Source organism: Symplocastrum torsivum, assembly GCF_059505465.1.
Genome location: NZ_JCACKQ010000011.1, coordinates 65,599 through 85,211 on the forward strand (window position 1 = coordinate 65,599; position 19,613 = coordinate 85,211).

General features: G+C 47.1%; 17 protein-coding genes and 1 tRNA gene. 6 read left to right on the forward strand and 12 right to left on the reverse strand.

Translation table 11 applies throughout. From position 1 onward, the window contains the following. The first annotated feature begins 149 nt into the window (after positions 1 to 149). Complete coding sequence (locus AC5JL3_RS03525; protein ID WP_496073161.1) at positions 150 to 1,034, forward strand: tetratricopeptide repeat protein; 885 nt, start codon at positions 150 to 152, stop codon at positions 1,032 to 1,034. A 443-nt stretch (positions 1,035 to 1,477) separates the two neighbouring features. Here AC5JL3_RS03525 and AC5JL3_RS03530 read toward each other — a convergent pair whose 3' ends face one another. Then, the gene (locus tag AC5JL3_RS03530) at positions 1,478 to 1,879 is read right to left on the reverse strand and encodes a response regulator (protein WP_192222197.1); all 402 of its coding nucleotides are present in this window, start codon (positions 1,877 to 1,879) and stop codon (positions 1,478 to 1,480) included. Positions 1,880 to 2,015: 136 nt separating this feature from the next. Here AC5JL3_RS03530 and AC5JL3_RS03535 point away from each other — a divergent pair, with 136 nt between their 5' ends. Beyond that, positions 2,016 to 4,616 carry a DNA gyrase/topoisomerase IV subunit A gene (locus tag AC5JL3_RS03535; RefSeq protein ID WP_496073162.1) on the forward strand — a complete coding sequence of 867 codons (2,601 nt, stop codon included), beginning with the start codon at positions 2,016 to 2,018 and terminating at the stop codon, positions 4,614 to 4,616. Positions 4,617 to 4,836: 220 nt separating this feature from the next. On the opposite strand, the gene AC5JL3_RS03540 is transcribed toward AC5JL3_RS03535, so the two are convergent. Then, complete coding sequence (locus tag AC5JL3_RS03540; protein ID WP_496073163.1) at positions 4,837 to 6,015, reverse strand: GNAT family N-acetyltransferase; 1,179 nt, start codon at positions 6,013 to 6,015, stop codon at positions 4,837 to 4,839. 303 nt (positions 6,016 to 6,318) lie between these two features. Between AC5JL3_RS03540 and AC5JL3_RS03545 the strand changes: the two genes are divergently transcribed. Then, a complete protein-coding gene (locus AC5JL3_RS03545) occupies positions 6,319 to 6,579 on the forward strand; it encodes a hypothetical protein (RefSeq protein WP_496073164.1) in 261 nt (86 codons plus the stop codon). 472 nt (positions 6,580 to 7,051) lie between these two features. On the opposite strand, the gene AC5JL3_RS03550 is transcribed toward AC5JL3_RS03545, so the two are convergent. The 4 genes from AC5JL3_RS03550 to AC5JL3_RS03565 form a co-directional block, all read right to left on the reverse strand. Then, positions 7,052 to 7,125 (reverse strand) — tRNA-Pro (locus AC5JL3_RS03550). Between the two features lie 47 nt (positions 7,126 to 7,172). After that, positions 7,173 to 7,538, reverse strand: a complete 366-nt coding sequence (locus AC5JL3_RS03555; protein WP_496073165.1) for a DUF1818 family protein — start codon at positions 7,536 to 7,538, stop codon at positions 7,173 to 7,175. Positions 7,539 to 7,591: 53 nt separating this feature from the next. Continuing rightward, positions 7,592 to 8,224, reverse strand: coding sequence for a hypothetical protein (locus AC5JL3_RS03560; RefSeq protein ID WP_496073166.1), 633 nt, complete (start codon positions 8,222 to 8,224; stop codon positions 7,592 to 7,594). 54 nt (positions 8,225 to 8,278) lie between these two features. Next, positions 8,279 to 8,509, reverse strand: coding sequence for a DNA-directed RNA polymerase subunit omega (locus tag AC5JL3_RS03565; RefSeq protein ID WP_192222202.1), 231 nt, complete (start codon positions 8,507 to 8,509; stop codon positions 8,279 to 8,281). 498 nt (positions 8,510 to 9,007) lie between these two features. Between AC5JL3_RS03565 and AC5JL3_RS03570 the strand changes: the two genes are divergently transcribed. Next, positions 9,008 to 9,718 (forward strand): GDSL-type esterase/lipase family protein, encoded by a 711-nt coding sequence (locus tag AC5JL3_RS03570; RefSeq protein ID WP_496073167.1) that lies wholly within the window; start codon positions 9,008 to 9,010, stop codon positions 9,716 to 9,718. On the opposite strand, the gene AC5JL3_RS03575 is transcribed toward AC5JL3_RS03570, so the two are convergent. The 5 genes from AC5JL3_RS03575 to metG all read right to left on the reverse strand — a co-directional run bounded on the left by AC5JL3_RS03575 (position 9,704) and on the right by metG (position 15,478). Next, on the reverse strand, positions 9,704 to 10,243 hold the full coding sequence (locus tag AC5JL3_RS03575; protein WP_496073168.1) for a pentapeptide repeat-containing protein: 540 nt from the start codon (positions 10,241 to 10,243) through the stop codon (positions 9,704 to 9,706). The two genes, AC5JL3_RS03570 and AC5JL3_RS03575, sit on opposite strands and share 15 nt — an antisense overlap. A 46-nt stretch (positions 10,244 to 10,289) precedes the next feature. Then, complete coding sequence (locus tag AC5JL3_RS03580) at positions 10,290 to 11,360, reverse strand: CgeB family protein (RefSeq protein ID WP_496073169.1); 1,071 nt, start codon at positions 11,358 to 11,360, stop codon at positions 10,290 to 10,292. A gap of 60 nt (positions 11,361 to 11,420) precedes the next feature. Then, entirely contained in the window at positions 11,421 to 11,996 is a 576-nt protein-coding gene (locus AC5JL3_RS03585; protein ID WP_496073170.1) for a Uma2 family endonuclease, read from the reverse strand. A gap of 114 nt (positions 11,997 to 12,110) precedes the next feature. Further along, complete coding sequence (locus AC5JL3_RS03590) at positions 12,111 to 13,412, reverse strand: hypothetical protein (protein ID WP_496073171.1); 1,302 nt, start codon at positions 13,410 to 13,412, stop codon at positions 12,111 to 12,113. A 386-nt stretch (positions 13,413 to 13,798) separates the two neighbouring features. After that, positions 13,799 to 15,478 carry a methionine--tRNA ligase gene (metG, locus tag AC5JL3_RS03595; protein WP_496073172.1) on the reverse strand — a complete coding sequence of 560 codons (1,680 nt, stop codon included), beginning with the start codon at positions 15,476 to 15,478 and terminating at the stop codon, positions 13,799 to 13,801. A gap of 189 nt (positions 15,479 to 15,667) precedes the next feature. On the opposite strand from metG, the gene AC5JL3_RS03600 reads away from it, so the two are divergent. After that, a complete protein-coding gene (locus AC5JL3_RS03600) occupies positions 15,668 to 16,429 on the forward strand; it encodes an SIMPL domain-containing protein (RefSeq protein WP_496073173.1) in 762 nt (253 codons plus the stop codon). Positions 16,430 to 16,832: 403 nt separating this feature from the next. On the opposite strand, the gene AC5JL3_RS03605 is transcribed toward AC5JL3_RS03600, so the two are convergent. Further along, entirely contained in the window at positions 16,833 to 17,900 is a 1,068-nt protein-coding gene (locus AC5JL3_RS03605) for a PspA/IM30 family protein (protein WP_496073174.1), read from the reverse strand. Positions 17,901 to 18,238: 338 nt separating this feature from the next. Between AC5JL3_RS03605 and AC5JL3_RS03610 the strand changes: the two genes are divergently transcribed. Beyond that, on the forward strand, positions 18,239 to 19,447 hold the full coding sequence (locus AC5JL3_RS03610; RefSeq protein WP_496073175.1) for a Coenzyme F420 hydrogenase/dehydrogenase, beta subunit C-terminal domain: 1,209 nt from the start codon (positions 18,239 to 18,241) through the stop codon (positions 19,445 to 19,447). Positions 19,448 to 19,613: the final 166 nt, after the last annotated feature.

The following is a 19,613-nucleotide window of genomic DNA, read 5'->3' on the forward strand; positions in this document are numbered from 1 at the left end:
TTGGTTTTCTGGAATAGTGAATTGTAAAGTTTGGTTTGCCTGTATCTACTCCTGACTCCCGGTTTTGGTTAAAATCTCTGCAACAATCGCGCCAATTATGCGCTAACTTAGCTGAAGATTTGTTCCTTATTGTCTTTTGAGGCTGCACCGTGCCCAAACGTATTCCTTTATTTTCTATACTTGTTCTCCTGGGTTTACTGAGTGTGCAAGTGCCAGTTTCAGGACAGGCACTTTTACCCTACACCCTGCAACTCAATTCAGAAGAACTAGAACAGCAGGGCTTGAATCTCGCTCAGGATGCCGTTCAACTTGTGCGATTTCAGCAGTTTGAGTTGGCGCTACCGAGAGCGGAACTAGCGACTCAACTTGCCCCTAAGAGTTATCAAACCTGGTTTATCTTAGGAAGTTTGTATGTGCAGACTAAAGAGTTGGATAAGGGGATTGATGCTTTACAACGGGCTAGATCCTTGGAACCGAATGAGGCAGGTATTTTATTCACTCTGGGTTCAGCACATTTCCAAAAAGCTCAGTACACAACAGCGGTTGCTGAATTGGAAGCGGGGTTAAAGATTAAGCCTGATGTTCCTGAAGCGTTGTTTGACTTGGGTAATTCCTACTACATGCTCAAGCAGTTTCCCAAAGCGATCGCTCAATATGAAAAAGCTGTCTCCCTAGAAAAAAACTTCTGGCCAGCGCTGAATAATATTGGGCTGGTGAAGTACGAGCAAGGTGATATCAGAGGGGCAATCAAACAATGGGAAGCGGCGATCGCAATTGATGATGAAGCGGCTGAACCCCAGTTGGCTATTGCTGTCGCGCTCTATGCCCAAGGTGACCAGGAAAAGGGACTCTCTCAAGGAGAAGCTGCCATTCGCCTGGACAGTCGTTATGCTGATTTAGAATTTCTCAAGGAAAATCTCTGGGGCGATCGCCTTCTGGCTGATACGAAGAAGTTCCTGGAAACTCCCCGAATCCAAGCTAGCATTGGCCCAAATCAAGGTTCACCTTCACGAGAAGAAATTTCTCCTCAGTAAGGCTATTGACATTGAGACGGAATGCAAGGTGTCATAGTTTATTACTTCTGTCAAGGGGTTCTAGAGTCGCTCACAAAAATTCCCGGTGTGATAGTTGGCGCCGATTCACACCGGAAAGGTACAGCTACTATTGACACTCAGATTGCGATTGTTCTCACCTGCGAGCTTCTACCAGATATAGCAGTAGCCACGAATGTTAGGACATTAAGGGGAGAAGAGCGTTCCTTAACTAGAGCCGATTTGACCCAAAGCTGACCGCTGAAAGCTGACTGCTGATGGCTATACTGTTAAAATTCTTGCCTAACGCTCTCGCGTCTTGCCGAAATTGCGCTGTAGTAGTACATATGTACTTATAGATCCTGATTGGCAACTAGATTCTTAACTAGAGAGGATAGATACATTAGCACGGGCATGAGTAAAATAGGCGTTCTGGGGCAAGAAAGTTATGGCTCTTTAGGCAGAAGGGCAAGAATTTGCTCGACAAACTGTTGATGATCAACAACAGGTTTAGAGATGTAGCCATCAGCACCACTCTGCTTGAGGAAGTTTTCGCGATCGCCTTCCATCGCGTGAGCGGTAACCAGAATAATCGGTAGATTGGATGTTTGAGTATCAGCTTTCAACATCTGTGTAATCTTAATACCGTCCACAGCTTTACCCCGGTAAACGCTGTGGGACAGGGAAACATCCATCAAGATAATGTCAGCTGCGCCACTCTGGGCAATTTGCATAACCTCTTCTACATCTTCAGTATGCTTTACATCCAAGCCGCCCCGCTTGCTGAGAATCTTGGAAAAAACGCGAGCATTAATTGGATCGTCTTCTACAATCAGAACGGTTTTCATGGGCGTTGCTTTGCTGAAAGTCGTCTTTTTCAAACAGTGCGATTTGATAATAAGTCTGACAGGGACTTTGTAATGTTGCCATCCTTGCGGACGATTCGTCATCACATTTTGGTCAGAACATAGGAAATTCCAACTCATGGCAAAACAGCTGAACCTGCTTGCGACCGGTCAGGTCATCCCCACCGCCCTCCATGCGGAGATGCAACAGTCCTACCTTGAATACGCCATGAGTGTGATCGTTGGGCGGGCGCTACCTGACGTTCGCGATGGTCTCAAGCCAGTGCATCGACGTATATTGTATGCGATGCATGAACTAGGTCTAACACCAGACCGACCATACCGCAAGTGTGCTCGTGTGGTTGGGGATGTTTTGGGAAAATATCACCCCCACGGTGACCAAGCCGTTTACGAGGCGTTGGTGCGCCTAGTACAAGACTTTTCCTCACGCTACCCTCTTCTCGCGGGTCATGGCAACTTCGGTTCGGTGGATAATGACCCACCTGCCGCCATGCGTTACACAGAAACGCGCTTGTCTGCTATCGGCAACGAAGCCTTACTTTCAGAAATTGGTGAGGCAACCGTTGATTTTATCGACAACTTTGATAGCTCTCAGCAAGAGCCAGTTGTGCTACCCTCTCAACTGCCAGTGCTATTACTCAATGGCTGTTCTGGCATTGCGGTAGGCATGGCAACCAATGTTCCTCCCCACAACTTAGGGGAAGTAATCGATGGTTTAATTGCCCTGATTGACAATCCTGATTTAGCAGATAAGAAATTGTGGCAATTAATTCCAGGACCAGACTTCCCCACAGGCGGCGAAATCGTTGAGCTATCTGGGATTCGCGAAGCCTACAGCACAGGTCGCGGCAGTATTTTGGTGCGAGGTATTACCCAAGTTGAGGAGATTCAAAGCGGTCGTGGACGGCGACAACGGCGTAGTGCGATTGTAGTGACAGAATTGCCTTACCAGGTAAATAAGGCAGGCTGGATTGAAAAAATTGCGGAACTGGTTAACCAAGGGCGTATTGATGGCATTGCCGACTTACGCGATGAAAGCGATCGCACCGGGATGCGCGTAGTTATAGAACTCAAACGAGATGCCACAACCAAAGATGTTCTCAGGCAGCTTCACAAGCAAACTGCCCTTTCCAGCAACTTTGGAGCGATTATGCTTGCCCTCGTGGATGGACAGCCGCGCCAGCTAACTCTACGGCAGTTGCTAGAGGAATTCCTACGCTTTAGAGAACAGACCCTCACACGGGAATACACCCATAAACTAGAGCAGGATGAACGACGCCTTCACATTGTTGAGGGGTTGCTTGCCTCTCTGCGATCGCTAGATACCGTTATTGAAATCTTGAGAAATGCTCCCGATGGCACGACAGCGAGGGATTCTCTCCAAACCCGGTTAAACATTAGCGAGGTTCAGGCAGATGCGATTCTTTCCATGCCCCTACGCCGTTTGACGGGTTTAGAGCAGCAAAAGCTACAGACAGAGTTTGATGAACTCACGGCAAGCATTGAGCTATACAGGCGCTTGCTCGATAACCGCAACGAATTGCTCAAAGCCTTGAAGAAAGACTTGCGATCGCTAAAGCGCAAGTACGCCGACCCACGTCGCACGAAAATCCGACCGCTACCTCCTGAGACAGAGGAGAAAGGAAAGGAAGCAAAGGAAACACGTAGTGTACACAAAGGTAGTAACACAAAGGAGACTAAGAGTTCAAAAAGCAACACGGCTAAAACATCGTCCCCAACCCCAACCTCTAAGCCCCAGACCCCAAAGCCCGCCGAAGAAGAAGAAACTATTCTAGAATTTACGCTGCAAGGTCATGTACAACGGCAGCGTCCCACAAACGAACAACAATCGAGACGCAGTGCCAGTCATAACGCTACAGCAACCCATAAGAAAGGGGATGACGTAGTTGTGGAGACTCATGCTACGGTCACACAAGCAGAATTAGTGGTCATTACCAATGGCGGCAAAGCCTATCCCATCAAAGTCCGGGATATTCCACCAGCAGCAGGGCGGCAGGCAGGAACTCCTCTAGAGAAGTTGCTGCCTGATGCAGCACAATCAGAGACGGTTGTGGCGCATTTCCTGATGCCTGAGAACAGCGAAAGCCAAACGTTAATTTTACTGACTCAGCAAGGGCGAGTTAAGCGTCTAGAGGTTTCTGAGTTGGCTAACCTTACGGCACGCGGAACAACGCTGATTAAGCTCAAGGATGACGATCGCTTGCACTATGTAAACTTTGCTCAAACAGGTCAACAACTGGTGTTAGCGACCAGCAATGGACGAATATTGCGTTTTGAGGTGAATGACGAACAGTTGCCGCTTATGGGACGCACAGCTCAAGGTAACCAAGCTTTGCGCTTGAGCCGTCGAGAGCATCTGATTGGTTGTGCAACACTTGCTGTTGATGACCACCTCTTACTGGTTTCTGAACAGGGGTACAGAAAGCGCTTGCAAATTAGCGCCATCCGACGAGGAAATCGAGGTGCTCTTGGTACTCAAGCACTACAGTTTAAGACAGCTACAGATAGTTTGGTGGGTATAGCACCTGCTTTACCCAAGTCTGAAGTTGCATTGTTAACCAGTGCTGAGCGGGTGGTGATTTTACCGATAGATTCTGTTGAGGTAATGGGCAAAGATGGAACAGGCGATCGCATTCCTAAACTCAAGCCCGAAGAAAAAGTCATTTCTGTCACTGCAATGGAACTCTTGCAAAAATAGCTAGGACGGGCTTTTCAGCCCATCCCACTCATAGTCATTTTTTCTTGTGGGGTAGGCGTCCCGCCTGCCCAAAAATTTGATGAAAAAGACTTTTGCAAGAGACGACCATGAGCCTTTGCTCACGAACCTTGCGATGAAAATAGGTATAGGAACGATTTAGCGTTGTTTCAGCCTCCATTTTCAAGACAGGTCTAATGGAGTCTGGTAAAAAGCACAGAAGTTAAAAGAAATCTGGCATCCAAGGAGATGCACCAGCAAACAGTTTGGTAGCTGTGACACATGCTGTTTCTGTCGCCTCCAGTTGCCCTACAAGCTGCAATTGATGGGCTGTAAACAAGCCTGTATAAAGTGGTGCTAATCCCCCTACATTTAGCTTCAACTCACCCTTTCCCCCTGGAGTAACTTCACCACGTCCATTCGAGACGGACAGGATAAATTTACCGTTGTTTTCGGGTAGTAAATTGTCTTGGACTTCTAGATGTAGTTCAGTTTGAATTCCCAGTGGATAACCTCGCTTTTCCAGCGCCTTCCTCACATCAACCACTCGTAGGAACCAACGTTGTACTGAGCAAATTTTGGCGGTTTGCTCTGGCAACAGCAAAGTTAGAGGGTCAACTATTGACCCACGCCATCGAACTTTTTGGATTTGAGAGCGATGATCATTAAGGAATGCCCACAAGCTCCGTGCAGCAGCCGTTGTTAAAACAACCCAATCCCGAATCCGTAGGATAGAGCCATCTTCTGTTTGGTGCGGAGTAAAGATAACGTAGCCTTCGGGTTGGTCGGCTGAACCAATGAGATAGGTGTAAACGGCTTCTTTCTCGTCCGGCTTAGTGATTCCCTGCCAAATTGCTTGATGCCGATCTAGATATCCATTGGTAAGTTTAGCTTGCTGCTGATAGAGCGATCGCAAAACCTCCTGATTGAGGTCAGTCACAGGGTGTAAAGGTAGCAAACGCTCCTTAAGCTGAATACTTTCAGTAGGAATTTCCCAAGCGCAATAGCTGCCGCCTTGCTCATATCCCGCTTTCCGGTACAAGCGTTGAGTGGCTGGATAAAGAGCAGAGATTGGTACTCCATTAGCATGGAGTTCTTTGAGGGTGTGCTGCAATAGTGCGATCGCAGCCCCTGAACCCCGGTATTCGGGCGCGATGCCAACCGATGCAATTCCTGCCATTGGCACGCACTCAGTCCCAAACCACTGACCCATCGGGATAATTGCTAGCCCACCAGCAAGCTGCCCTGCTCGATGTATGGTACGAAAGTTTTTCAAGCCAATGCGGTTGAAGTAAGGCTCACTACTGCCGGGTGGGCTATTGAAGCACTGGTCAAGAGTAGTCCCAAGCGGCTGAGCGTCTTCTGCGTTAGAAACATTGTCGTATTCAAATTGAGGTGTCATATCATCTACCACTCAGCGGCACAGAACTCTCCCTAGAGTAGGACGAGCGATGATGGAACTACTTCACCCGATTGACTCATCCGGTTGATTGATATACCGTGCCTTGTCCGTTATCACTCTTGTGGCTTTTTAAAGAGTTATTAGTTGTTCATTTATAGCTTGAGAGGGTCAACCGGAAGATCAGGAATTCAGCTAGGGGAAGGTGATCACATTTACCTGGTTTTTGGGATTAATTAAGAGGATGGGAAAGTTGAGCCTGAGAACGTAACTTTGCCCAGTGATTCATCTAACTTCCAACTATAAATGGTTATCTTACTCAAGCTCTTGATTTTTCTATCGGCTTCGGCGGCTGGATGGCTTGTTTGGTATGTGATCAGTCAAAAGAAGCGCCCAACCTCTCACAAAGCCTCTCCATATTTGGCAAAGGAACTACTGATTTTAGTGAACGGGGATACTAACACCGCTAGACGTTTACTGAGAAACATCAATCGTACTAATCCAGGTCGTTCGGTCGATTGGTGTTTGGAAAAGGTGATTCTCGATTTGGAACGTGATCGGCGTTGATTAGCGGCGGCAAAACTCACACATAGATAGAACATTCCGCAAACGCGATCGCATTCATTACCTTCAGATACTGATTACAGAAGCAGTTACTTAGGGAGTCAAACATCATGAAAGGCGATCACATCTACATTTTGCGCGAGAAGAACATACTGACTTACCAGCATCAACAGTAACACGCCATATCTAGAGGCGATCGCTTCTTTCCAGGCTTTCAAATTCGGCGTATCGTTAATGTTGAAGAGGAAAATTGTGGTGCTTTACCAATTTAGGACTTACACGCAAGCCCCATATCTGGTAGGGGCGCAGCTGTGCGCCTCTACAAATGGTGTTTCAAGGGTGGATTTGCGTAAGTCCTGCAATTGATAGCCAAAATAGCAATATCCGAACAAATAAAACTAACTCAAGAGATGTTTAGATCTATTGAGTTAACCTTTGCATTCTTAGCAGTAAAGGTTTTAGCTATTTATACTAATCGGAGCGGCGGGATTTGAACCCACGACCCCCACTACCCCAAAGTGGTGCGCTACCAAGCTGCGCTACGCCCCGGACACATCTAATCAGAATATCATAAGACTTGTCATTAAAACAACTATCTAAAATACTTTCAGCGACTGAGCGGCTTGAACTAAATCTGGAACAGATTGAGGAAGCCAACTCCCCTCACAACGGCGTCCAGTATTCAAGATGAAACGCAGCATATAGGAATTGGGATAGCCTTCTGCTTCCATCCAGAGCAAGTCACTTTCTACCTCGCAAGCAATTTTCTCCTCATCCATCAACTCGCTTGCCATCTGGCTCATGGTTTGGGCGAGTTGCCCTAGCAATTGGCAAAAGTCGTCTAATTCCGCCTCTGTTAACTCAATTGCCCAGTCATCTCCACCAACTAAACCGTGATAGTCAGTCGCTTTCGGGTTCCAGCCAAGACGCCAACCAGCGCCTTTTTTGACTAAACGTTCCATAAAGTCCTCGCCATAGCGACTGAGTAAACTAACTGCACGCTCCTACGACAGTGCTAAGGCATAAGCAATCGAGCATCTCCCGGTTGAGGGAGTGACGGCGTAGTTGCAGGATTAGTCGTTGTTGCTGGTGGTTTAGGTGAGGCTGTTGGTGCCGAGGCTGGTGTTTCGTTGGTAGTGTTGGGAGTGAAGACACTGACGAGGGCATCAATCAAAGCATCCCGTTCAGCACGAGTTAGCTTTTCAATCACAGCGCGATCGCTTTCCATCGGATTTTCCCGTAAAGTTGTAGCACCGGGATATGCCGATTCCACTAGATACTCATGCGCTCCCAAATAGTCCGCTAACGTCAGCTTCCAATCAAAACGGAAATTGGGAGGACGGCTTTTCACATAGATGTGATATCGAATTAGGCGACTCACCAACGTATTCTCCGACGCTACCGCACCCGTCTCTTTACTGACATACTGGTTTTCCAAAGGCAAGTTCGGTAAGCGTTCATACACTTGCCGCCACGCATCCTGGGATCTAAAAGGCTGAGCAGTAGCTGAGTCTGAGCCAATCCAGTTAAAAATACCTGAATCCTTTACCTCAGCCTTCCCCAGAAAAAAACAGAAGCCAGTTAGCGTGGCAAGGGTCAAGTGCAGTGTAAGCCGGAGTGGTTTACCTTTTCGTATCGCTTTGAGCATTTTGGGCACGAGAGCGATTGTTCAATCTTCCAAAGCTAGGGTTACTTTAATCGTCTAATCACCAATAATTTCTGGTTGTGTCAGTTCATCAGACATCTCAATGATTGCCCGCAGCACGGGCTTCATCATCGGGTCATCAATATTTTCAAAATCTTCATAGCGGCGGCGTTTTGCACGATTTGCCACTTGCACGGTAATCCGATAACGATTGGAAGCTGCACCGATTAGCTCCTCAGCGCGGTGCATAATTTGGCTTGAGTCGAACTGATAACGCTTATGCAGCATAAGTTGTTGTGGAGATTGTGAGTCAGGGAGAATGCAACTAGCAATTAGCTATTCGGTTTTAGGGACTAACGGCAGATTGCATCCTCCAGTTTAACAGCATTGACGTTGGCTCAGCTTGGCACGGCTTTTTAACAGAAAGCAAAGCTCTCTATAAAAATAGAGCCAGGAAAAAAAAGATTTGATGAAGTTCGCGCTATCCCAGATGCATGACTTGAGGATTACGTCAATAATTTAGAGGCAGGTATTTGGGGAGGCAAAAACTAAAAAGCTCGGTCTGATAATGGTTTCGGAGCTAGTGCTACTTCTGGTTTGGAAAGGTCTAAAAACGATAAGCTCTCTTCGACATCCTGACGCTCTTGGCTGGGCGATCGCATTTAAGAAAAACCTGCCTAAATGAAGAGCCATCAATTGTCTTTAAGGGCAGATAATGGCGTACCATTATGGAAATTTGTAAATATGTCGAGTTGTTAACAATCAACTGACTAGGTACTATTGTCTATGCAAACACTTGTTGCTTCTAGCTTTCAGCCATTCCATCAAACCCATTGCCAGCCCCTAAAGCTAGTTGTTCTAGGAGATAGCCTCATTTATGGATTTGGTGACCCAGAAGGCGGCGGTTGGGTAGAGCGACTGCGACGCCAGTGGATGTTACCCGATAGTCCCGGTCATGTTCTTTACAATCTCGGTGTCCGAGGTGACGGCGTAAAGCAAGTACAAGAGCGTGTTGAACAAGAGTTTCGCCACCGTGGTGAACTAAAAAACCGTGTTCCCGATGCAATCATCCTTTCTGTAGGTGTAAATGATTCAGCACGTCTTGGACGACCTAACGGACGGAACTACACAGAATTTGGCACGTTCCAGGCAGAACTCGAAAACTTACTAGACCAAGCACAGCGTCTGTGTCCGGTGTTTTTTGTGGGAATGGTGCCAGTGGATGAGGCGAAGATGCCATTTCTCGATTGTTTTTACTACAATCACGCTGATCAGTACAGCTACAAAGAAGCAACCCGCATCGCTTGTCAGAGGCGCAAAATTCCTTACCTCGATATTTTTGATACCTGGAAGGCGCGTGGGACAGATTGGTGCCTCAAGCAACTCTCTTCAGATGGTCTTCATCCTAATGTGGCTGGATACAAAGCCCTATTACAGGATGTCCTGACTTGGCAAGCCTTATCCGAACTCGCTACGCCAAGCTTAGCGACAGCCTAAACTTTCCCGCGTCGAGACACCCGTTACTGGATTTACACCACTGGCGCGATCGCAAAGTAGAGAAACTTGATAGCGGTCAATAATCGCATCCGTAAAATCTGCACCAGTAATCTCGGCATCATAAAAGCGAGTGCGCGTCATCGTCGCTTCCGTAAAAATGGCGTTGGTCATCTTGGCATTGTCCAACGTCACCCGATCTACCAGTGCGCCAGTAAGATTTGCTCCCTCTAAGTTTGCGCCGAGTAGCACTCCCATTGTCAGGATAGCGTTAGTGAGGTCAGAGCCTTGGAAGTTAGTACCTCGCATCTCCGCTGACACGAAAACTGAACCGACTAAATCAAGGTTTGAAAAGTCGCGGTTGTTTAAATTGGTATTGGTGTAGTTAATGCGACTCTCTTGAGCATAGGCAGGAGTAGCGCTTAGTAGTACCCATAACCATGCCAGACCGAGAACTAAGATTAGTCCCAGTAAACGTTTTAAGAAGGTCTTAATCGCTTTAAAATCAAAAAGTTTGAACAGTAGCATTCTTCTTAGGTGCAAACTCAACTATGGGTAAGGCAGTAATTTAAAACTATTGTCTCATTGCCATTGCGGTGAGTGCATACTGCTCAAGTTCTGCTGCACGGTGTGCCGCTGTATGTTCTGCTAGGACACGAACACGGGCGCGATCGCCTATTGCCCGACGTTCTTGTTCTGGTATTTCGCGCAAATATCGTAAGATATCCGCTGAGGAATCGGCGACAAGAATCTCTTTACCAATTTCAAAGATAGTATCTAAACCATCCCAGTAGTCGCTGATGATCGGAATAGCACAAGCCGCTGCCTCGAATAGGCGCACACTTGGCGAGTAGCCAGAACGAACCATGTCAGCGCGTGTGATGTTCAGCGTGAACTGCTGGGCATTGTAAAACGAGCAATGTTCAGCAGGTGGCAGGTGTTCAATGCGCTCAACATTAGGCGACCAGTCAATAGTGCTAGGGTACTGTGGCCCCGCGACAACAAAATGACCTTCTTTCCAGTGACGCGCTGGTTCAAGCAAAAGTCGCTCCAAAGTTGGTTGTCGGTCGTCGCTATAGGTGCCCATGTATCCAAGGTTCCAAGTTTGATGACACTCTTGGGGATAATACAACGCTGGGTCAACTGAACAATAGAGCACTCTTGCCATGGGAGAATCGTACTGCTGTTCAATCCGCTGTAGCGTTGGACCACCCGTAAACGATAGATAAAGGTGATAGCGGGGAATTAGTGCGAGTGAAAGATATTCTGTATCACCTCGTTCTAGCTTTGCCAACGTGACTGGTGTGTCGATGTCGTAAAACGTTGTAATTCCCTGTGCAGTTGTTGTAACCCACTCTCCTACTGCCACACCTTCAGGCACATACGAACCAACCATCACGAAATCCGCTTCACGCACTGTTTGCGTAAAACCATCTTTTAGCTCATCAAGACTTGAATAGAGCTTCGTGCAACCATAGGGAGGATTGGGAAGGTCGCGGTTAGCAGCATACCAAGGCACATCCCGCTCTAGAAATAGGACATCCTGACCTCGTGCAACCAATTCGCGCACCAGTCCTCGATAGGTTGTTGCGTGTCCGTTTCCCCAAGAGGAAGTAATTGATAATCCCAGGATGACAATTTTCATTTCAAGTTGCGGTACAGATGTCGAAATCCCCCTAGCTTGAGGATTTAGTGAGCAAAATTCTTACAATTGTTCAAACACTACATCTTCATAAACTGCATCTAACGTTCCCTCAAACTCTATACTGTCGAGTCGAAATGAGGCCTGTTCCGGCGTGTAGAACTGCAAAACCCACAGCCCTTCATCATTGCGTCGGAAGCATTCAACACGCTGCCGCTTGGTGTTAATCAGGACATACTCGCGTAGACTTTCTAGGGTTTGGTAATCGACAAACTTGTCACCTCGGTCAAAGGCTTCAGTAGAATTAGATAAAACTTCGACAATAAGAGTAGGGAAGCGCTTATAGTTAGGTGTTTCCAGGTCACGAGGGTCGCAGGTGACTAGGACATCGGGATAGTAGAACCGATTGAGAGTTTCAATTCGCGTTTTCATGTCCGAAATGTAAACGCGACAGCCAGAACCTCGGACATGGCTACGGAGAAGCGTGGCAAGGTTGAGGGCAATGGTGACGTGGGGATCGCTTGCCCCAGCCATCGCATAGATTTGCCCGTCAATGTATTCGTGTTTGATGGGGCTTTGTGCCTCTATCTGGAGGTACTCTTCGGGCATAAGGTAGGGCTGTTGGGGAGAGGCAATCATGGTAAGAATTTTAAGGGTTAGATTATGAACAAGAAAAGGCAGATGGCAGAGGGAAGAAGGGATTTATCCCAATGCTGATAGCAGAAGTTTCCCTTTGTCGTTTGTCCTTATCTCTTATCTTCTAATTTGCCCCTGCCATTCAATTTTTTGCTCCGTAGAGCGTCCAGCAAAAGAGCGAGTTGCCACTAACTCTATCTCAACGGCGACTCCGGGTTTGAGAAATTCTGACTCAATTGGCAACTTACCGAGATTAAGCGTAAAGCGATTGTTGTTGCGGCTGACTAACTCAGCAGGAATATTGCCTTCGTATCGGGTGCGATAATCAGCATTGCTGCTGAAGCGATCGCTTGCTCTGGCTGCACGATACTTAATTTGGAACTGAGTGGCAATCAAGTCAGACTTTCTCGCCCGATCTATTAAGGCAAAATTGAGTTCAGACCCACTCCCGGAGAAATCAGCCCGTGTTAGCTGCGTTGCTTCACTTTTGAGGATGACATTAGACGCAACAAATTGAGTTACCCCACCCTGCTGTGACAGCATCCCGTCAACCCAAACCTCTTCAGGAAAAGTAACCTTGACCTGTTTATCGTCTTCTAAACTAATATTCACCGTTTGACCACTGAAATCACTCAACGGTCGTCCTGCATTCCAAACGAGTTGAAACGAACTTTCGATGCGCTCAATGAACTCACGATATTGATCAGCAATTACAGAACCCGGTGCTAATAGGGAAGCTGCACCATTGCGAGTTTCCCACTTATTTTTCGATAGGGCAAAAACGCGATCGCTCACTTCCGGCATCCCCAGCGTAACCGTTGGGTTATCCGGGGCAAGTGCTTCAGTACGATTCACCAAACTCAAACTTCCCAAGCGTCCATCCTTCCCAACTGCTCCATTTGACCCATCTTCACCATCATTGCCATCTCTGCACTCGAACTCACGATTTGTGCAACTATAGCCAGGAGTTCCTGGAGTACCCGTGCAAGTTTGCCGTACCCAGTTCCGTTGGCGGCAGTTGCAACCTTCACCCCCATAAGCGCCGCGCCCAGACTGTCCTCCTCTTCCACCATTGGCTCGTACCGCAATTTTTTTCAAGTCTGCAAGATTGGTGTAATGGATGGTCAACGCGCCACCATCACCACCATCACCACCATTCCCCCCGTTCCCGCCTTTACCTCCATCAGCCGCACGCACGTCATACTCTACATCGCGTGGCTGTCTCTCACAATCCGCGTTTTCGCCACTCAAGCCATCTTCACCGCTTGAACCGTCTTCGCCTGACAAATCCAGATTCAGCGGCGAACCATCTGCAAAAATTGTTTGACTTTGACCATCTCGACCACGTTGACCCGTTCGTCCATCCGAGCCATTGCGACCATCATTGCCATATTCTCTAATCTCCGCACTCCAAGCCAATAATGGACAAAAAATTGATTTGGAGGAAGGGGGCAGAAAGTGAGGGAACGTCAGAAAGACCAGAAACAACGACAGCTTACTTAAGAAACGCATTTGCATCCGATATAACCGTGTCCGCAATTTGAAAAGCGTTAGACAGTTATCAATTAACTTAGGTTGAATGGCACTGACTTAAGAAAAATTGGTGAGCGTTTAATTCCCATTACCAACTGCATCACCTACCCAAAAAACCTTGTGCAGGGGGTCTCTAGGTAGGCACTCCGTCCCCCAGAAGGGGGTTTGGGGGTCTTCCCCAAGTCCGGGTTCTTCTAGTGAGCCACTATTTTTACCTAAAGTTCAGTGTCATTCCCCTAAGTTAAAAGCTAAAAAAAAGAATACTACCAATACTATCCACCACTAAATTGCCTACATAGTTCTTCAATCTCCTTATCCTCCAGCTTGCGAAATAAGGGAGGTGGCACATCAAATGGGTGACCTGGAACTAGCGCATCCAGATTTACAGCATCACTAATCTTCCTCATCCTGTCAGCTTCCGACAAATGCAGAGCATCAAAGAGCTTTTGGGATGTAAAGGGAATAAACGGAGCAGATGCGATCGCATAGAGGCGGATTAAATTAATACAAGTCCGAATTACCAAAGCCGCTTCTTCACGATTTTCCTTAATTAAACTCCAAGGCGCTCGTTCGTCAATGTACTGGTTCCCGACTGACCATAAGGAGTGCAAGGCTTCCGTTGCCTTCCTAAATTCCATATTCCCAATCAGTTCGCAGAGTGTTCCAACAAGTTTTTCGCAGGTAACTTGTAACTGTTGTTCCCGTTCACCTGGAAGCCCCCCTTCTGGTACCGTTGAGCCAAAGTGCTTTGCCGCGAACTTGAGTCGGTTGACAAAGTTACCCAACGTATCAGCAAGCTCCTTATTCACCTTAATTTGTAACAACTCCCAAGTGAATGCCGAATCAGAAGACTCTGGTGCCATAGACATCAGACTGTAGCGCCAATAATCCGGAGGGAGAATCTTAATTGCTTGGTCTAAAAACACTCCCCGTTTCGCACTAGTTGAGAATTTCCCACCATAGTAGTTCAGCCAATTGAAACCCTTGATTTGGTCAGCCATCTTCCAATGTTCTCTTGTTCCAAGAATCATGGCAGGCCACATAATCGTGTGGAAGGGAAGGTTGTCTTTAGCCATAAATTGCACGTACTTGGTATCTTCTGGACTACACCACCAAGTTTTCCAATCGTCCTCTTTTGAGTTCTCTACTGCCCATCCCTTCGTCGCTGCAATATAGCCAATGGGAGCATCAAACCATACATAAAACACTTTGCCTTCAAATCCCGGACGAGGGACAGGTACACCCCAACTCAAGTCACGAGTAATACAACGGTCTTGAAGCCCCTCATTCAGCCACTTCATTGCAATAGACTTGGTAAGATTAGGCCAATCCCGATTTTCATCAACCCACGCTCTTACCTCATCGCTCAGGAGCGAAAGCTTTAAGAAAAGATGTTTAGTTTTTCGGACTTCTAAGTTCGTACTTCCTGAGACAGCCGAACGTGCCTCGATTAACTCAGTTGGATCTAATACAGATGTGCAATTCTCACATTGGTCACCCCTAGCTGAGTGATAGCCACAACGAGGACAAGTACCGACAATATATCGATCCGGTAGAAAACGGTCATCGTCAAGGGAGTACATGAGACTGATTTCACGCTCCTCCATAAAACCATTTTTGTCGAGGCTCTGATAAAAATGCTGGGTTAATTCATGGTTTTGAATTGAGGAGGTTCGACCAAAATAGTCAAATGACAAACCGAGTTTTTGATAAATATCTGCCTGTCGTTCGTGCTGACGAAGGCAGTAGCTTTCTACATCAAGTCCGGCTTCCAAAGCGGCGAGTTCAGCAGGTGTGCCGTGTTCATCAGTCGCACACACAAAGAGAACCGTTTCCCCTTCCTGTCTCAGGAAACGTGCATAGACATCTGCGGGAAGCATAGAACCGACAAGGTTACCCAGGTGCTTGATACCGTTGATGTAAGGCAGTGCGCTAGTAATTAAGTACCTCATGTATCCTCGCCTTGAGTCTGACTAGCTAATTTAATTCATCCAGTGGGTTATCTGCAAATCTACGGGTTATGTGTCCTCTTGTTAGGATTCACAAGACGTAGGCGCTAAGTTTCCAAAAATGTAACCTATCCAACCGTGCGAAGGCTTGGGTGCCAGATTAAGAACACCCACTACAATGCCAATACAACCATGAAGCTTGCTCTTTTCTGTTCCCGGTTGACTACATGGGATCGGTTGAAGACTCTATGTTTAGTCGTTGGTTTGCTCAGCCTGACGGCGTGTCAATCGGTGCCAAGTAGTGCCCAAGCACAAAATCCTGCATCTCTACCTAGAACTCTCACGGTTTCTGGTAAAGGAAAAATCACCATTCCGACAACCCTAACGCAAGTCCGCTTAGGCGTTGAAGTTCAGGGTAAAACTGCCCAAGAAGTACAACAGCAAGTCGCAAAGCGATCGCAAGCTGTGGTAGAACTCCTGAAATCCCGTCAAGTGGACAAACTCGAAACGACAGGTATCAGCCTTAACCCTAACTATAGTTATCAGGGTGGTAAGCAACGCATTAATGGCTATATCGGCACCAACACGGTGAGCTTTCAGATTGATACCGAAAAATCTGGGACGCTTTTAGATGAAGCGATTCAAGCCGGAGCAACACGCATTGATGGTATCAGTTTTGTGGCAACGGATGAAGCGATCGCCCAAGCACAGCAAAAAGCAATCAAACAAGCGTCTGAAGATGCCAGAAAGCAAGCTGACGCGGCTCTCGGTGCCCTCAATCTCAGCCAACGTGAAGTGATGGGCATTCAAATCAATGGAGCTAATCCACCTCAGTTACAGAATTATGCTTCTCCTGCGGTGCTGGCACAGATGCCAACTGACAGTGCTAAAACACCCGTTGTTGCTGCCCAGCAGAAGGTTGAGCAAACTGTTACTCTGCAAATTCGTTATTAGACCTTTTGCAAAAGCGATCGCAAGGATAGCTGATATCTCCTTTTAGAGACTGGACACTCGCTTTTAGTGCTTCTAACTCCTCCTCCATTTCAAGAGCAGCGAAGTTTTGTTCTACGGGATCACGTCTCTGTGTAGAACTGAAACACGGACTGATGCAGGAATATGGCGCGATCGCGTTTCTTGATTTGGCTTAGGTTTTGATTTGGATCTAGTAGCAGTAGATTTTTTAGTCTTTCGCTTTGGAGTTTTATCAGCGTTTTGACTGTTAGCCTGATCGATCAGATCCCGAAGTACACCTCGTACCAGTTTTTGCAATGGATTAGGTGATTGTCTTGCCATTACTTATCAAACAACTTCTTCAAACCGTAGGCTGCCAGCCCAACAACTGCACCAGCAGTTCCAGCTAAGGTAGAACTTCTTGTGGTTTCGGACTACCCGTCAATTCGGCTTTCATCCGTGCCAACTCATCATCAACATCGCTGCCGGACTCTAGCTCAGCAAATTGCTGTTCTAAGTCATTTCCTGTCAATTCATACGCAGCTTGAGAACGAGCTTCCAGCTCTAAAACTTTTTCTTCCATTCGCTCAAAAGCACCCATCGCGGAGCTAGTACCTAGTCGCCTGATGCTACTTTGCCGTTGTAGTTGAGCCTTTGCCGCTGCCAACCTTGCCTTAAGTTCATCTCTTTTAGTCTTGGCTTGCTCCAAGTTTTCCTCCATAGCCCTAAGTTGGCACTGGAGGGGGTGAGAGCGTTGCTGCTTAAGCTGTCCTTTTAGCGCCTTGGCTGTTTCAGCCTTGCTCTTTTTACAAATGAGTGCATGACGAGCCAAATTTTCATCACCTTTTTGTAAAGCAAGTTGAACGCGCTGCTGCCACTTATCCACCTCAGCTTGAGCTTGTGCGTACTGTTGTTGAGTACGTTTTTGCAAGGCAACGGCTTTGACAACAGCTAGACGCAACTGCAATAAGGCTTCCTGCATTTGGGCGATCGCTCGATCCAGGCATTCTTCCTCATCCGTGCCTTGTTCAATGAGTTGATTTAAACCATAAGCCCCAAGTCCAATAACTGCACCAGCAGCAACAACAGGAGCCATACCAATGCCTACTGCCGTGCCAGCTACAGCTAATCCCATTCCACCAACAACAGCAGAAACTCCGGAACCACCCACTGCTCCCAGTGCTGCTGCACCTAATGCCGAGGCATCTCCCTCTTCTATCGCCTTTTTTGCACCATAAGCGGCTGCACCAGCAACAGCACCAGCTCCAGCAACCAGTGTCGAACCGATCGCCATACCAGTTCCAGCTACGAGTAATCCCATCCCGCCGAATGTGGCGGAAATACCAGCGCCTACCGCTGCTCCTCCAGCAATCAATGCTGCACCTTCTCCTGTGTCGTTGCTGGAATCTTCGCACTCAGCGTTATTCAAATTAGCTCTGACTGTGAGGCTAACACGGTCAAACAGTTGTCCCATTGCTTTTATTCGTCTACAGGTAAAATAGTTGCGGTAGCGCGATTCCCGATTCAGATGAGGTTGACACCTTGAGGCTGAGAGGGTGTCAATAACTTTTAATATCTGGTTGTAAGCAGCTTTCGCGTTTGCGGATTGCTAATGCTCTGAAGCCCTCTCCACATTATCTATATGATTTGCGATCGCAGCCTTGAGAAGCTCAAACAATTCATCAACTCTTTTTTTCCCTAGCGATAACATTTGAGTCATTTTTAACGTTTGTTCGCACATCGTTAAGCTGGCACTCGCCCTCTGTTGGTATCGTGAGAAAATTGACCTGAGTTTTAAGAGACGACGTTTCAATGACTGCCATAACTCCCGATTCTGCCAAGCATAAAAAAGCTAAAGCCATCAAATCCTCCAGCCGCCGTCCTGCTAAGGAACTGTGTAGTGAGTGTGGACTTTGTGATACATACTATATTCACTATGTCAAGGAAGCTTGTGCCTTCTTAAACCAGCAAATTGCCGAACTCGAAGAACAAGCCCACGGCAGAAGCCGCAACCTAGATAGTCCTGATGATTGGTACTTTGGTGTCAATCAATCCATGATGGCAGCGCGGAAAACTGAGCCAATTGAGGGAGCGCAATGGACAGGTATTGTTAGCAGCATCGCGATTGAAATGCTGAATCGTGGTTTGGTTGAAGGTGTCGTCTGTGTCCAAAATACAAAAGAAGACCGCTTTCAACCGATGCCAATCATTGCTCGTACTCCAGAAGAAATTCTAGCCGCACGGGTGAATAAGCCGACACTCTCGCCTAACCTTTCCGTGTTAGAGCAAATAGAGCAATCTGGGATGAAGCGATTGCTGGTGATTGGCGTTGGTTGCCAAATCCAAGCCTTACGAGCAGTTGAGAAGCAACTAGGTTTAGAAAAGCTCTATGTTTTGGGGACTCCCTGTGTTGATAACGTTAACCGTGCTGGGTTGCAGAAATTCCTAGAAACCACCAGCCGTTCCCCAGAGACTGTTGTGCATTATGAGTTTATGCAAGACTTCCGGGTTCACTTCAAACATGAGGATGGTTCAGTTGAAATGGTTCCCTTCTTTGGACTAAAGACGAATCAATTAAAAGATGTGTTTGCCCCCTCTTGCATGAGCTGTTTTGACTATGTAAACTCCTTGGCAGATTTAGTCGTAGGCTACATGGGTGCGCCTTTTGGCTGGCAGTGGATCGTAGTACGCAATGACACTGGACAGGAGATGTTAGATTTGGTGCAAAATCAGCTAGAAACGCAGCCCGTGATGTCAAAGGGAGACAGACGTAATGCTGTACAACAGAGCATCCCCGCTTATGATAAGGGCGTTACCCTACCCATGTGGGCAGCCAAAATGATGGGTGTGGTGATTGAAAAGATTGGTCCTAAAGGTTTGGAGTATGCTCGGTTCTCAATCGACTCTCACTTTACTCGCAACTATTTGTATGTAAAGCGTCATCACCCAGAGAAATTGGAGGCACATGTGCCAGAGTACGCTAAACGAATTGTTGGGCAATATCAACTGCCAGAATCTTAAGTCCTTGCAAATGATTTCAATATTTTTTGCTCTCTTGAAAAGTCACAGGACTTACGCAAATCCACCGTTTAACCACCATTTGTAGGGGCACTCTACCAGATATTGCACTTGTGCGTAAGTCCTAAATCATTATTAGTTCTTTTTGGACAAGCACCAGAGATAAGCA